Here is a 13,754-nt window from a genome sequence, read left to right on the forward strand (position 1 = left end):
TCTTGCTGCTGGTTCTTGCCACAATTCGTGGGTAGGCTTTTTCCTGGTTTCGGCAGAAACCGGGTGGGGCGATCCCGCCTCACCGTCCCACGATGGAGGGAGAGACGCATGGCATCTTTTGACCGGGTTAAGTCGTTGCAGGCTAAGCATGCACAACTCGAGTCCCTGCTCGATCGGGAGCGAACCCGCCCCGAACCCGATGCCGTGATGGTTCGCAACCTTAAACGTGAAAAATTACGAATTAAGGACGAAATTGCGCGCATGGCGTGACAATCGGACCTTAACGGCTTTAGGAGAGCTAATCGCTGCCCGTCGATCCCTCGGATCGACGGGTTTTTAATGGGTAAAGCGGCTATCGTATGATGAATGGCAGGCCTGCCAGCGCGATCAATCATAATTAATACATTTTTAGATATTTAATTTCACAGTGGCGCCCGACAAAAGGGGAGGGGCGCAATGACGATCCGGGCGAAGATCTTGGCGATGGTGGTGGCGAATGCCACGCTGATCGTCCTTATGGTGGGCGGCGCCTTCTGGACCCTACGGCATCAGTCGGGTGAATTGACCCGTGCCAACCGCGAGACGGTGCAGCCGATGCCGGATATTGTTGCCCTGGCCGATACGATCAAAAGTATCGAGGTCAATATCGTCGAAGTGCAGCAGTTCCTGACCGACGTTTCGGCGACCCGCGATCCCGATGCGTTCGAAGACGCCGAACAAAACGCCAAGGGCTTCGAAGAAAACAGCCGCAAGGCCCTTGCCCTAGCAAAGCAGCTCAACCTGACGGAGCTTATTGCGCCACTCCAGGCTATCCAAGGCGCGTTCCCCGCCTTCTACGACCTCGGCAAGCAGATGGCGCAAGCCTATCTCGATGAAGGGACCGAGGGCGGCAATCGCTTCATGCGCAAGTTCGACGGGGTGGCGCTGAAGATGGCCGAACGGATGGCCGCGCTGGCGGATGTCACCCACGGTGCCGTCGAAACTTCGACCCAGCGTCTGACAGGCGATATGCAGGATCTCGTCGAGGAAGGGGACCGGCTGCTGTCCCTGGTGCTGATCGCCGGTCTGCTGGCGGTGGCGGGGAGCTTGGCCCTGGCGGTCGGCTTCCTCGCCTGGGTCACGCGGCCGCTGACCCGGGTAGAGCAAGCAATGCACCGGTTGGCCGGGGGGGATCTCGAAACCCCGCTGCCGCAGCATCGTCACCGCGACGAAGTGGGCACGATGATCAATGCGCTGGAGGTGTTCCGCACGGCAGAACAGGACCGCCGCGCGCTTACCCAAGCGCAGGCCGATCAGGACGCGGCGGCCGCGGTCGAGCGTAAAACCCTGCGGGAAACCCTCGCGGCGCAGTTCCAATCGACCATTGGAACGCTGATCCGCCAGCAGGCTGAAGCGGCGGAAGCCTTGCGCGCCAGTTCGCAAGCGATGGCGGTGGCGAGCAAGCAGACCGTTCAGCAGGCCGCGACCGTGGCGACTTTGGCCGATGATACCGCCGACAATGTGAAGACGATTGCCGCTGCGACGGAAGAACTCGCCGCCTCGGTCGGGGAAATCGGCGCCCAGGTGGGCCGTTCGACCGATATTCACGAGCGCGCCCGTGCTCAGTCCGAAAAGGCTGATACGGAAGTCTGGCAGCTGACCCATGCCGCCCAGCAGATCGGTGACGTCGTGAACCTTATTCAGTCGATTGCCGGTCAGACCAACCTGCTGGCGCTGAATGCGACCATCGAGGCGGCGCGGGCCGGGGAGGCGGGGAAAGGCTTTGCCGTCGTCGCCTCGGAAGTCAAAAGCCTTGCCAATCAAACCTCTGGCGCGACGCAGGATATCATCGCCCGCATCGGCGATATTCAAGCCTCGGTCGAAGCGTCGGCCGGGGCGCTGAAGCTGGTGTCCGATACAGTGGGCAGCAGCCACGAGATCGCCACCTCGATTTCCTCCGCCGTGACGCAGCAAGGTATGAGTGCCCAGGAAATTGCGCGTCATGTGCAGGAGGCGTTTCAGCGCACCGCATCGGTCAGCAGTACGGTCGTCGAAATTCGTCAGGCCGCCAGCAAGACCGGCGACGCGGCAACCGATGTGCTAAGCGCCGCCAATAGCCTTGCCGAGCAGGCCAAGCGGTTGGACCACGAGGTCGAAGGCTTCGTAAAAACCGTTCTTGCGGTTTAGCGCCGAACGGGCGCCGGTTGGTCCGGCGCCCGTTCCTGCTTTTACAGAGCCTTCGCCTGATCGCGCAGAATGAACTTCTGCACTTTGCCAGTCGAGGTTTTCGGCAGGGCACCGAAGACGATGGTTTTCGGAACTTTGAAGCCCGCCAGATGCTGGCGGCAATGGGCGATAATCTCCGCCTCCGTCGCCGTCGATCCGTCCTTTAGCAGCAAGAAAGCACAGGGGGTTTCGCCCCATTTCTCGTCGGGCCGGGCGACCACGGCGGCTTCCAGCACGTCCGGGTGCTGATAGAGCACGCCTTCCACTTCGATGGTCGAGATATTCTCGCCGCCGGAGATGATGATGTCCTTCGACCGGTCTTTAAGGGCGATATACCCGTCTGGGTCGAGGACCGCGAGGTCGCCGGTATGGAACCAGCCGCCCGCGAAGGCCTTTTCCGTTGCGCTGGGGTTCTTCAGATAGCCCAGCATGGTGATATTGCCGCGAATGAAAACTTCGCCCAGGGTTTTGCCGTCGGCGGGCACAGGTTCCAGCGTATCGGGATCGGCGACCATCAATCCGGCCTGAAGCTGATAGCGCACGCCCTGACGGGCTTTCAACCGTGCGCGTTCTTCGACCTGCAGGGCATCCCATTCCTGCTTCCAGGCGCAATAGACCACCGGGCCGTAAACCTCGGTCAGCCCATAGACATGGGTGATGGAAAAACCTTGGGTTTCCATCGCCTGGATGACGCTGGCGGGCGGCGGCGCGGCGGCGGTCATCACCTCCACCTTATGGGGTAGCGGGCGACGGTCGGCAGGCTTAGCGTGGATCAGCATATTCATGACGATGGGCGCGCCACACAGATGCGTCACACCGTAATCGGCAATGGCGTTATAGATCGACGCCGCGTCCACCCGCCGCAGACAGACGTGGGTGCCTGCTTGCAAGGTGATCGTCCAGGGAAAACACCAGCCGTTGCAATGGAACATCGGCAGGGTCCAGAGGTAGACCGGGTGCCGGGGCATCGACCAGACCACGGCATTATTCACCGCGTTTAGGTAAGCGCCGCGATGGTGATAGACGACGCCTTTCGGATCGCCCGTGGTGCCGGAGGTATAGTTGAGCGCCATCGGCGACCATTCGTCGTCGATCGCTGGGGTGGTGAAGGCCGGATCGCCCGCCGCCAGCCAACTATCGAACTCAATCTCGCTCAGGCGCGGGCCGGGGGCATGGGCCTGCGGGTCCAGCACATCAATCGCGGGCGGGGCGTTTTCCACCTGAGCCAGGGCGGCGGCGGTGAGCGCGCTGAAATCGCTATCGACGATCAGCAGCTTCGAGTCGCCATGCCGAAGCTGGAAGGCGATGGTGGCAGCGTCAAGCCGGGTGTTGAGCGTGTTCAGCACGGCGCCCAGCATCGGCACGGCATAATGCAGCAACACCATCGGCGGCGTGTTTGGCAGGATTGCCGAGACCGTGTCGCCCGCCGTGATCCCGCGCGCGGCGAGTTGCGACGCCAACTGCCGGACGGCGGTGCGCATCTCGGCATAGGTCCAGCGCGTGTCGCCATGCACAATGGCGGTAACATTTGGATAGGTCGCGGCGGTCCACTCGAGAAAATCGACCGGCGTTAGCGCGGCGCCATTGGCGGCACAGCGCATCAAACCCTCATGAGCCATAGTTCCCCTCTCCCCTTTTTATACGTCCTACCGGCCTTTGGCCTGCTTGAGGACGGGTTTATCCGTCCTCTCGGCCCCCGACCTGCTGCGAAGTGTCGCGCGGCATCCCCTCCGCTTGTGACCCGCAGAACGCTATGATTAATCCAGATCGAACCATAACGCGGCGTGGGAAGACAGAAAATTGTCGTCACCCGCGCCTAAAGTCGCAGGGGGGAAGCGATGGGCTATCAACAGGTTTACGATCAGGCGTGGAACGATCCCGAAGCCTTCTGGGGCCAAGCGGCGCAGGCGGCGGATTGGTTTAGCCCGTGGACGCAGGTTCTCGACCGCGACGCCAGCCCGGGCGGGCGCTGGTTCGTCGGGGCCACGACCAATGTCTGCCATAATGCGCTGGACCGGCACGTCGCCGCCGGGCGCGGCGATCAGACGGCGCTGATCTATGATTCGGCGATGACCGGCACGGTCGAGCATTACACCTATGCCGATCTGACCGAGAAAGTCGCGAAACTCGCCGGGGCGCTCGCGGCCCTGGGGGTTGGCAAGGGCGACCGGGTGCTGGTCTATATGCCGATGATCCCGGAAGCGGCGATGGCGATGCTCGCCTGCGCGCGGCTGGGGGCGGTGCATTCGGTGGTGTTTGGCGGTTTTGCCGCGACCGAGTTGAAGACCCGGATCGAAGACGCCAAGCCGAAGGTTATCCTCTCCGCCTCCTGCGGGCTGGAGCCGGGGCGCACCATTGCCTATAAGCCCCTGCTGGATGCGGCGCTGGCCATGTCCGCCCATAAGCCTGCCCGCGTGCTGGTGCATCAGCGCCCGCAGTTGATTGCCCCGCTTGATCCGGCGCGCGATACCGACTGGGCCGCAGCGGTGGCTGCCGCCGATCCCGCGCCCTGCACGCCGGTCGAGGCGACCGATCCGCTTTATGTCCTCTATACCTCCGGCACGACCGGGGTGCCGAAGGGGGTGGTGCGCGATAGCGGCGGCTATATGGTGGCGCTGCTGTGGAGCCTGAAGAATATCTACGGGCTGACGCCGGGCGAGGTGATGTTCACCGCGTCGGACGTGGGTTGGGTGGTCGGCCATTCTTATATCGTCTATGGCCCGCTGCTTTACGGGGCGACCACGGTTCTTTACGAAGGCAAGCCGGTCGGCACGCCCGATGCCGGGGCCTTTTGGCGCATTATTCAGCAGCATAAGGTGAGCGTGCTGTTTACGGCGCCGACGGCGTTCCGGGCGATCAAGCGCGACGATCCCACCGGGGCGCTGATGGGGGATTACGATCTCAGCAGTTTCCGCGCGCTGTTTTTGGCTGGGGAACGCTGCGACCCCGATACGCTGCACTGGGCGCAGGATCGGGTGAAGGTGCCGGTGGTCGATCATTGGTGGCAGACAGAAACCGGCTGGCCGGTCGCCGCGAACTGCCTGGGGCTGGAGCCGAAGCCGGTCAAACCGGGATCGCCGACAACGGCGGTGCCGGGCTGGAAGGTGGATGTGCTGAATTCCGAAGGCCAGCCGCTGCCCGCCGGGGAAATCGGCGCGCTTGCCCTAAAGCTGCCGCTGCCGCCGGGTGCCTTGCCGACCCTGTGGGAGAATGACGCCGGGTTCCGCAAATCCTATCTGACCGATTATCCCGGCTATTATAAGACCGGCGACGCAGGGTTTGTGGATGACGAGGGCTATGTCTTCGTCATGAGCCGCATCGACGATATTATCAATGTCGCCGGCCATCGCCTCTCGACCGGTGGGATGGAAGAGGTGCTGGCGGCCCATCCCGATGTTGCCGAATGCGCGGTGATCGGCGTGGCCGACGATCTGAAGGGCCAAGTGCCGCTGGGGCTGCTGGTACTGAAAGCCGGGGTCAGCCGCCCCGCCGCCGAGATCGAGAAAGAGGCGGTGGCCCTTGTGCGCGACAAGATCGGCCCGGTCGCGGCTTTCAAGACGGCGCTGGTGGTGCCGCGCTTGCCGAAAACCCGCTCCGGCAAAATTCTGCGCGGCACAATGCAGAAAATCGCCGATGGGCAAGAGTATAAGATGCCCGCGACGATTGACGATCCCGGCGCGCTGGAGGATATCAGCGATAAGCTTCAGACGGTCGGCTATGCCCAAAGCGGGGCGGGGGCCGCGTCGTAACCGGAAAAGGATCGGCCATGCAGCTTCAGGATAAGGTCGCCCTCGTCACGGGGGCGGCCTCCGGCATCGGGTTCGCCATTGCGGCGGCCTTCGTTGCCGAAGGGGCCAAGGTGCTGCTGGCCGATGTGAACCGGGAGAAGGGGGAGGCAGCGGCGCGGTCCTTGGGCGAGGCCGCCGCTTTCACAATCTGCGATGTCGGCGATAAGGCTTCTGCCACGGCGGCCGTGGCGGCGGCGGTGGCGCGCTTTGGGCGTCTCGATATTCTGGTGAATAACGCCGGGATCATCCATCCCGCCGAGTTCCTGGACTTGGCGGAGGAGGATTTTGACCAGGTGCTGCGGGTGAACCTGAAGGGGGCCTTCCTTTGTGCCCAAGCCGCCGCGCGGCAGATGGTGGCCCAGGCGGCGGGCGGGGCGATCATCAACCTCAGCTCCGTCAATGCCGTGATGGCGATCCCCAATCAGACCGCTTACAATGTTTCGAAAGGCGGCGTTACGCAGCTTACCCGCAATGCCGCCCTCGCCCTGGCGCCGCACGGGATCCGCGTTAATGCCATTGGCCCCGGCAGCATTCTGACCGATATGCTGGCGGTGGTGATGGATGACGAGGCGGCGAAAGCCCGCATCCTCTCGCGCACCCCGATGGGCCGCTGCGGCACGGTGGAGGAGATTGCCGCCATCGCTGTCTTCCTCGCCAGCCCGGCGGCGAGCTATATGACCGGCCAGACGCTCTACGCCGATGGCGGGCGTATGGCGCTGAACTATACGGTGCCCGCGCCGACTGCCTAAAAAATCCGCAACAGTGCCCCGGTGCCGGCGACAACGCTCCGGGGTCGGTGGGATTTTTGGTTTGTGTTACAAATTTACCCCCGCTCTGCTTGACTTCGCCGCGACGAATCCAATACTCGACTCCTGGCAGAAGGCCGAGAAGGGATGCGGGCGACCGAATGTCGAACGAAAAACGCAATTTATATAAAATTAAAATATATGAGGTCTTTCGGCAGCGCATTTTTGCCGAAGACCTTGAGATTAATAGCCGCACTTATCTAACAATTATTATTCAAATTGGATTTATCGCCTGCTGGCTGCTGGCCGAACAAATCAAGGGCGATTATGCCGTAAAGGATTTTCGGCTGTTCCTATCGGCCTGCCAACTCGTGGCTGCGTCCTTCTCCCTCATGTCGATTTTCGCGGCCCTGCGCGAGATCAGAAACAATAAGAGGCGCTACAAGGACCGCTACGCCGATATTCTCGACGACCGCTATGTACCGCTGGTCATCGGGGGGTCGCGCTTTCATCAGGCCAGCCACGCGCTCTCGATCGTTACCCAGATCATTTTTGTCGGGATCGGCAGCTTTTTCCTCTATCTCAGCATGCATTGATCGCTATGGGGGCGGGGCGCCCCCCAGTTTAAAAATGCTCCGCGCGTAGAACTTGCACGTCCGACACGGTGACGATGCCGAAACCATCGCCCAGAATGCGCTGGCTGCCCTCCAAGATACGGTCGGCGATGACCGGGGTGCAGATGACGATGATTAAAACATTGCTGTTTTCGCCCAGGGCTTCCCGGCCCCGCTCGCCATGCCGCCCGCGCCCGATCAGGTCGCGGATGACCGTGTAGCCGGTGGCGCCCGTCGCATCGATCATCGCCAGCATCGGCGACAGATAGGCGCTTTCGACGATCAGCTCGATTTTCTTGCGGGGAAACGTTTGCATTGGCTCAAGCCCCCAAGGCCCAGCGGGCGACGGCAAAATAGAGCGGCACGCCCAAGGTGATATTGAACGGAAAGGTTACCGCTAAGGATAAGGTCATATAAATCGCAGGATCGGCTTTCGGCACGGCAAGGCGCATCGCGGCGGGAACGGCGATATAAGACGCCGAAGCACACAGCAGCATCAGCAGCGTCACCCCACCCAGGGATAGGCCGAGCAATAGCCCTGTGCCGAGGCCCGCCGCTGCCGCAACCGGCGGCATCATCAGGCCGAAAGCGATCAACCCCGCCTTGAGTTGTCGCAGGGCGGCACCCCGGCGGGCGACCGTGAGACCGATGTCGAGCAGAAAGAGGCAAAGGGCACCCTTAAAGAGATCAACGAAGAACGGTTTCACTTCTGCTTCGCCGCGCCCGCCGGTTAACCAGCCGATCAGCAAGCCGCCGATCAGCAGCATGACCGACCCGTTGAACAGCACCTCGCGCATCAGGTCGCCCCGATGGCGGTTGGTTTCGGTCGTACCGCGCTGCGCGAGGTAAATCCCGGTAACGATGGCGGGGGTTTCCATAATCGCCACCATGGCGACGATATAGCCCTCGTGCCCTATCCCCTGCTGGGTCAGGAAGGCTTGGGCCGACGCGAAGGTGACGATGCTGATCGACCCGTAATGGGCGGCGACCGCTGCGGCCGTTGGCCGATCCTGCCCCAGACCAAACCGCAGGAAGGCATAGGCAGGCAGGGGGAGCAGCAGGCTGAGCCCGGCCGCCGCCAACAGGGCTGGGGCCGCCGCCCAACCAACCCCACTCCCCGCTAAGCTCCAGCCGCCCTTAAGGCCGATGGCCAGCATGAGATAGAGCGATAGCCCTTTGGCGATGGGGGCGGGGACTTCCAGATCGGATTTCACCGCCCCGGCGATCAGCCCCAATACAAAGCATAGGATGAGCGGCGACAGCAGATTGGTTGCGGCAACATCAAGGATCATAATGTCCGTCAGCAGTCAGGGTTAAGCGGCCTCGTCGTCTTGCTGGCGGATATAAGTGATAAAATCGCGCACGTCAGCCCCGAGTTGTTCCGCCGGGGTCAGCAGCCCTTCGGCGGCCCACAAAACTTCAATCGCGCCGGAGCAGGATTTGATCGTGCCGAAGGTAACGGTGGAGATGGCATCCGTAACGCGGCTCATTTCAGTCGCGACGCCCTGGACGTTGCGGGTGATTTCGCCGGTCGTGGCCTCCTGCTCTTCCACCGCCGCAGCGACGATGGCGGCGATTTCGTTCACCTCGGCGATTGTCTTGCGGATGCGCGTCATGCCATCGACCGCGCCGGTGGTTTCATCGCGGATGCGGGCGATGCGTTGAGCAATATCCTCGGTTGCTCGTCCGGTTTGGGCGGCAAGGTTCTTTACCTCGCCCGCGACGACGGCAAAGCCCTTGCCCGCATCGCCCGCGCGCGCGGCCTCGATGGTGGCATTGAGGGCCAGCAGATTGGTTTGCGCCGCGATCTGATTAATAAGGTCAACCACCTGTCCGATTTCCGTCGCAGCTTCTGACAGGCGGCGGACCTGATCGGCGGCATTATCAACATCGGTCACGGCCTGCCGGGTGCAGGCGACGGAGCGGGTCATATTCTCGCCGATTTCCTGCACCGACTTCGACAGTTGCTCGACGGCGGCGGAAACGGTCTGCGCGCGTTCCAGCGTTGCATCCGCCGCGCCCGCGACTTGCAGCGTGCTGGTGGAGCCGGTTTCTTGGCGTTCGGCGGTATGTTCGGCCATCTGGCAAATCTCGCCCGCCGAATCGATCACCATATCAACGACGCCGATCACCGATTTTTCGAACGTGGTGGCGAGCTGGTTCATCCGGTCCTGCAAGGCCCGGCGGCTCTGGCGCTTGCTTTCGGCCTGCGCCCGCTCCAGCGCCGTTTTATCGATCGCCTGTTGTTTGAAGACGGCGAGGGCCTTGGCAATCGCCCCCACCTCGTCCGGGCGGTCGGCGCCGACCACCTCGGTCTCTAGATTGCCGTCCGCGATCTCCTGCATCGCTTCGGTGATGCGGTTGAGCGTGCGGCTGGTGCGGCGGGCGATGGCGAGTGCGACCAAGATAGCGACGGCAACGGCCCCGCCCAGCAGACCCAGGAAGCGGTTCGACCCTTCCTTGCGCTTCTGTTCGAGGGCGGTGATCGTGTTGCTGATCGCCGCCTCGCGCTCTTGAATGGCGGTTTCGAGCAGAGAGACGACGAAGGCATTCTGCTGTTCGGCATCGACCATCGATGAATCGAGGCCAAGGCCGCTGTTCTGGATCGTGCGGATGATGCTCTCCGCGATTTCCGTATAGGCCTTCTGTTCCTTGCGGATGGTATCGATCTGCCCCTGGGCATCGGCACTTAAGCCTTGGAAGGCGGCGAGTTTATCAAAGACCTCGGAAACGCCCTTCAGCTTGTCACTATATTCGGTGCTGATCTGGTTCAGCATGCTGTCCGGCATATTCGCCATTTTAAAGGAGACGAGGCGGAAGAGCGCCGCATGCGCCTGCTGCACCGCTGTCCCCGCCTGGGCATAGGCCCGGCTAACGCTCACCGCGTGAACGACTTCTGCGGTCGCCGCTTCGTCCTCCTTCACAAAGGACAAGAACACCCCTGCCATTGCCGCCATAAAGAGGGTGGCAAGAACAGGCGCAATTAACAACTTAGTCAGCAGGCTCCGCCGATCTAACCATTTCATCCCCAGTGCCCTCATGTACTCTGGAATTCCCCGGAAACCAGCCTACGCGCTTCCTTCTGTAACGGAAAGGACATCTCGCACGCGCACACGGCGGCCATGCGATAAAATTAAGGCGGTAGATGACTCTTTTGCTTGACGCGAGCGGGAGTGCTGCCTATTTTGCGCGCTCCCGAAGGTGTCGGTTCGTTACGGGTCGGATCATCGGGAAAGGTTTCATAGTGTCAAGCCGGGTGACAGCCTTGCTTGACCCGATCAGATGAAGCTGGAAAACGAGCCGACGGCGGTAACGCCTCGCCGCGTTTTTCTGCTGATTTTGGGGATCGCTTAGGGAAGGGCTCTGATGCCAACCATCAACCAGTTGATCCGTGCGCCGCGCCAAGCTCCGCGGACGCGCAACAAGGTTCCCGCGCTGGAAGCCTGCCCGCAGAAGCGTGGCGTGTGCACGCGCGTGTATACCACGACGCCGAAGAAGCCGAACTCGGCGCTGCGTAAGGTCGCCCGTGTGCGCCTGACCAACGGGTTCGAAGTGACCAGCTACATCCCGGGCGAAGGCCATAACCTTCAGGAACACTCTGTCGTGCTGATCCGCGGCGGTCGTGTGAAGGACTTGCCGGGCGTGCGCTATCACATCATTCGCGGCACGCTCGATACGCAGGGCGTGAAGGATCGTCGCCAGCGTCGTTCGAAGTACGGCGCGAAGCGTCCGAAGTAAGAGGGGTAGGGGTATGTCTCGTCGTAGGGCTGCTGTCCGCCGCGAAGTTCTGCCGGATGCGAAATTCGGTGACATCGTGCTGACCAAGTTCATGAATTGCCTGATGTATGATGGCAAGAAGTCGGCTGCCGAAGCCATCGTTTACGGTGCGCTCGATAAGGCTGAAAACCGCGCCAAGGCCGAAGGGTTGAAGGTGTTCCACGAAGCGCTCGGCAATGTCCGTCCGCTGGTGGAAGTTCGGTCGCGCCGCGTCGGCGGTGCCACCTATCAGGTGCCGGTGGAAGTCCGTCAGGACCGCGCCCAGGCGCTCGCAATCCGCTGGATCATCGATTCGGCGCGCAAGCGTTCGGAAACCACGATGATTGATCGTCTGTCCGGCGAACTGCTGGACGCGGCCAACAACCGTGGCTCGGCCGTGAAGAAGCGCGAAGATACGCACCGTATGGCGGAAGCCAACCGGGCCTTCTCGCACTATCGCTGGTAATCCAGTCGACCCGACAGGCGAAGGATCTGACTTATGGCTCGCACCACTCCGATCGAACGGTACCGCAATATCGGCATCATGGCTCACATTGATGCCGGTAAGACGACCACGACCGAGCGTGTCCTTTACTACACCGGTAAGTCCTACAAGATCGGCGAAGTGCACGAAGGCACCGCGACGATGGACTGGATGGAACAGGAACAGGAACGCGGCATTACGATTACATCGGCCGCGACGACCTGTTTCTGGAAGGATCACCGCATCAACATCATCGACACCCCGGGCCACGTCGACTTCACGATCGAAGTCGAACGCTCGCTGCGTGTGCTCGATGGTGCTTGCGCCGTGTTCGATTCGGTCGCTGGTGTCGAGCCGCAGTCGGAAACCGTTTGGCGTCAGGCCGACAAGTACAATGTTCCGCGCATCTGCTTCGTGAACAAGATGGACCGTATCGGTGCCAACTTCTTCCGGTGCGTCGATATGATGGTGGACCGTCTGGGTACCCGCCCGATGGTCATGCAGTTGCCGATTGGCGCTGAATCCGACTTCGTCGGCATGGTCGATCTCGTCAAGATGCAAGCGGTCATCTGGAAGGATGAATCGCTGGGCGCGGAATTCTACTACACCGACATTCCGGCGGACCTTGCCGACCAGGCTGCGGATTACCGCGCGAAGCTGGTCGAAATGGCCGTCGAAATGGACGACGCTCTGATGGAATCCTACCTCGAAGGCACCGAGCCGACGGAAGAGCAGCTGCACGCTTGCATTCGCAAGGGTGTGATCACCTCTTCCTTCGTTCCGGTTTTCCTGGGGTCGGCCTTCAAGAACAAGGGCGTGCAGCCGCTGCTGGATGCCGTTGTGACCTATCTGCCGTCGCCGCTCGACGTTAAGGCCGTTGTCGGTCGTAAGGTCGATTCGGAAGAAGAAGATACCCGTGCGACCTCGGACGAAGCGCCGATGTCGGGTCTCGCCTTCAAGATCATGAACGATCCGTTTGTCGGCTCGCTCACCTTCGTCCGCCTCTACTCGGGCGTGATGGAAGGCGGTTCCTACATTCTCAACACGGTGAAGAATAAGCGCGAACGCATCGGCCGCATGCTGCAGATGCACGCCAATAGCCGTGAAGACATTAAGGAAGCCCGCGCGGGCGACATCGTGGCGTTGGCCGGTCTGAAAGACACGACCACCGGCGACACGCTCTGCGATCCGAATGCGCCGATCGTCCTCGAACGCATGGAATTCCCGGAACCCGTCATCGAAATCGCCGTCGAGCCGAAGTCGAAGGCCGATCAGGAAAAGATGTCGGAAGCGCTGCAGCGCCTCGCGAAGGAAGATCCGTCGTTCCGCGTGTCGGTCGATCACGAAAGCGGTCAGACGATCATTAAGGGGATGGGCGAACTCCATCTCGAAATCATCGTCGATCGCATGAAGCGCGAATTCAAGGTCGACGCGAACATCGGCGCCCCGCAGGTTGCCTATCGCGAGACGATCTCGAAGAAGGCCGAAATCGACTACACCCACAAGAAGCAGTCGGGTGGTTCGGGTCAGTACGCCCGCATTAAGCTGGTGTTCGAGCCGCAGGAAGCGGGCCAGGGCTTCACCTTCGAAAACAAGATCGTTGGTGGTTCGGTTCCGAAGGAATATGTCCCGGGCGTCGTCAAGGGTCTCGAAGGCTCGATGGACACCGGCGTCATCGCGGGCTTCCCGGTCATCGACTTCAAGGTGCAGCTGATCGACGGCGCGTACCATGACGTCGACTCGTCGGTCCTCGCCTTCGAAATCGCCGCCCGCGCTGCCTTCAAGGAAGGCATCCAGAAGGCCGGTCCGAAGCTGCTGGAACCGATCATGTCGGTCGAAGTGGTGACCCCGGAAGACTATATGGGCGACGTGATCGGCGATCTGAACAGCCGTCGCGGTCAGGTCAGTGGTATGGATAGCCGCGGGAATGCCCGCGTCGTTTCGGCCATGGTCCCGCTGGCGAACATGTTCGGTTACGTGAACACCCTGCGCTCGATGAGCCAGGGCCGCGCCCAGTACACTATGCAGTTCCACCATTACGAAGCGGTTCCCCAGGCGGTTGCGGACGAAGTCCGCGCCAAGATGGCGTAACCCGGCAGATCAAGGATATCGATCATGGCGAAGGCTAAATTTGAGCGGAACAAGCCGCACTGCAACATTG

At 61.6% G+C, this 13,754-nt stretch carries 12 protein-coding genes; 8 read left to right on the forward strand and 4 right to left on the reverse strand.

From position 1 onward, the window contains the following. Positions 1–108 precede the first annotated feature (108 nt). Positions 109–270: a YdcH family protein gene (locus CHR90_RS03910; protein WP_094407670.1), complete on the forward strand. Its 162-nt coding sequence runs from the start codon at positions 109–111 to the stop codon at positions 268–270. Positions 271–456: 186 nt separating this feature from the next. Next, positions 457–2,166 carry a methyl-accepting chemotaxis protein gene (locus CHR90_RS03915; protein WP_094407671.1) on the forward strand — a complete coding sequence of 570 codons (1,710 nt, stop codon included), beginning with the start codon at positions 457–459 and terminating at the stop codon, positions 2,164–2,166. Positions 2,167–2,207: 41 nt separating this feature from the next. Here CHR90_RS03915 and CHR90_RS03920 read toward each other — a convergent pair whose 3' ends face one another. Continuing rightward, the gene (locus CHR90_RS03920; protein ID WP_094407672.1) at positions 2,208–3,824 is read right to left on the reverse strand and encodes an acyl-CoA synthetase; all 1,617 of its coding nucleotides are present in this window, start codon (positions 3,822–3,824) and stop codon (positions 2,208–2,210) included. A 219-nt stretch (positions 3,825–4,043) separates the two neighbouring features. Here CHR90_RS03920 and CHR90_RS03925 point away from each other — a divergent pair, with 219 nt between their 5' ends. The 3 genes from CHR90_RS03925 (at position 4,044) to CHR90_RS03935 (ending at position 7,335) form a co-directional block, all read left to right on the forward strand. Then, complete coding sequence (locus CHR90_RS03925) at positions 4,044–5,954, forward strand: propionyl-CoA synthetase (protein ID WP_094407673.1); 1,911 nt, start codon at positions 4,044–4,046, stop codon at positions 5,952–5,954. A gap of 17 nt (positions 5,955–5,971) precedes the next feature. After that, positions 5,972–6,742: an SDR family NAD(P)-dependent oxidoreductase gene (locus tag CHR90_RS03930; protein ID WP_094407674.1), complete on the forward strand. Its 771-nt coding sequence runs from the start codon at positions 5,972–5,974 to the stop codon at positions 6,740–6,742. A gap of 158 nt (positions 6,743–6,900) precedes the next feature. Next, complete coding sequence (locus CHR90_RS03935; protein WP_094407675.1) at positions 6,901–7,335, forward strand: hypothetical protein; 435 nt, start codon at positions 6,901–6,903, stop codon at positions 7,333–7,335. Positions 7,336–7,363: 28 nt separating this feature from the next. Here the strand turns inward: CHR90_RS03935 and CHR90_RS03940 are convergent, their stop codons facing one another. Genes CHR90_RS03940 through CHR90_RS03950 form a run of 3 tightly spaced genes read right to left on the reverse strand, consistent with a single transcriptional unit; the run spans position 7,364 to position 10,379 of the window. Then, entirely contained in the window at positions 7,364–7,669 is a 306-nt protein-coding gene (locus CHR90_RS03940) for a P-II family nitrogen regulator (protein WP_094407676.1), read from the reverse strand. A gap of 4 nt (positions 7,670–7,673) precedes the next feature. Further along, positions 7,674–8,645 carry a sodium-dependent bicarbonate transport family permease gene (locus CHR90_RS03945; protein WP_094407677.1) on the reverse strand — a complete coding sequence of 324 codons (972 nt, stop codon included), beginning with the start codon at positions 8,643–8,645 and terminating at the stop codon, positions 7,674–7,676. A 21-nt stretch (positions 8,646–8,666) separates the two neighbouring features. Further along, on the reverse strand, positions 8,667–10,379 hold the full coding sequence (locus tag CHR90_RS03950) for a methyl-accepting chemotaxis protein (protein WP_170941280.1): 1,713 nt from the start codon (positions 10,377–10,379) through the stop codon (positions 8,667–8,669). 340 nt (positions 10,380–10,719) lie between these two features. Here CHR90_RS03950 and rpsL point away from each other — a divergent pair, with 340 nt between their 5' ends. From rpsL to fusA, 3 genes are read left to right on the forward strand one after another with little or no spacing between them, the layout of a single operon-like run. After that, the gene (gene rpsL, locus CHR90_RS03955) at positions 10,720–11,091 is read left to right on the forward strand and encodes a 30S ribosomal protein S12 (RefSeq protein WP_045776240.1); all 372 of its coding nucleotides are present in this window, start codon (positions 10,720–10,722) and stop codon (positions 11,089–11,091) included. A gap of 13 nt (positions 11,092–11,104) precedes the next feature. Continuing rightward, a complete protein-coding gene (rpsG, locus tag CHR90_RS03960) occupies positions 11,105–11,575 on the forward strand; it encodes a 30S ribosomal protein S7 (protein ID WP_094407679.1) in 471 nt (156 codons plus the stop codon). Positions 11,576–11,608: 33 nt separating this feature from the next. Then, entirely contained in the window at positions 11,609–13,684 is a 2,076-nt protein-coding gene (gene fusA / locus CHR90_RS03965) for an elongation factor G (protein WP_094407680.1), read from the forward strand. The last annotated feature ends 70 nt before the right edge of the window (positions 13,685–13,754 follow it).

This window comes from Elstera cyanobacteriorum, assembly GCF_002251735.1.
Taxonomy (GTDB): Bacteria; Pseudomonadota; Alphaproteobacteria; order Elsterales; family Elsteraceae; genus Elstera; species Elstera cyanobacteriorum.

Bases quoted from the DNA above. Each gene is read 5' to 3' on its own strand.
- CHR90_RS03915 (WP_094407671.1), top strand. From the start codon at position 457: ATGACGATCCGGGCGAAGATCTTGGCGATGGTGGTGGCGAATGCCACG.
- CHR90_RS03940 (WP_094407676.1), bottom strand. From the start codon at position 7,669: ATGCAAACGTTTCCCCGCAAGAAAATCGAGCTGATCGTCGAAAGCGCC.
- rpsL (WP_045776240.1), top strand. From the start codon at position 10,720: ATGCCAACCATCAACCAGTTGATCCGTGCGCCGCGCCAAGCTCCGCGG.
- CHR90_RS03920 (WP_094407672.1), bottom strand. From the start codon at position 3,824: ATGGCTCATGAGGGTTTGATGCGCTGTGCCGCCAATGGCGCCGCGCTA.
- CHR90_RS03950 (WP_170941280.1), bottom strand. From the start codon at position 10,379: ATGAAATGGTTAGATCGGCGGAGCCTGCTGACTAAGTTGTTAATTGCG.
- CHR90_RS03925 (WP_094407673.1), top strand. From the start codon at position 4,044: ATGGGCTATCAACAGGTTTACGATCAGGCGTGGAACGATCCCGAAGCC.
- rpsG (WP_094407679.1), top strand. From the start codon at position 11,105: ATGTCTCGTCGTAGGGCTGCTGTCCGCCGCGAAGTTCTGCCGGATGCG.
- CHR90_RS03935 (WP_094407675.1), top strand. From the start codon at position 6,901: ATGTCGAACGAAAAACGCAATTTATATAAAATTAAAATATATGAGGTC.
- CHR90_RS03945 (WP_094407677.1), bottom strand. From the start codon at position 8,645: ATGATCCTTGATGTTGCCGCAACCAATCTGCTGTCGCCGCTCATCCTA.
- CHR90_RS03930 (WP_094407674.1), top strand. From the start codon at position 5,972: ATGCAGCTTCAGGATAAGGTCGCCCTCGTCACGGGGGCGGCCTCCGGC.
- CHR90_RS03910 (WP_094407670.1), top strand. From the start codon at position 109: ATGGCATCTTTTGACCGGGTTAAGTCGTTGCAGGCTAAGCATGCACAA.
- fusA (WP_094407680.1), top strand. From the start codon at position 11,609: ATGGCTCGCACCACTCCGATCGAACGGTACCGCAATATCGGCATCATG.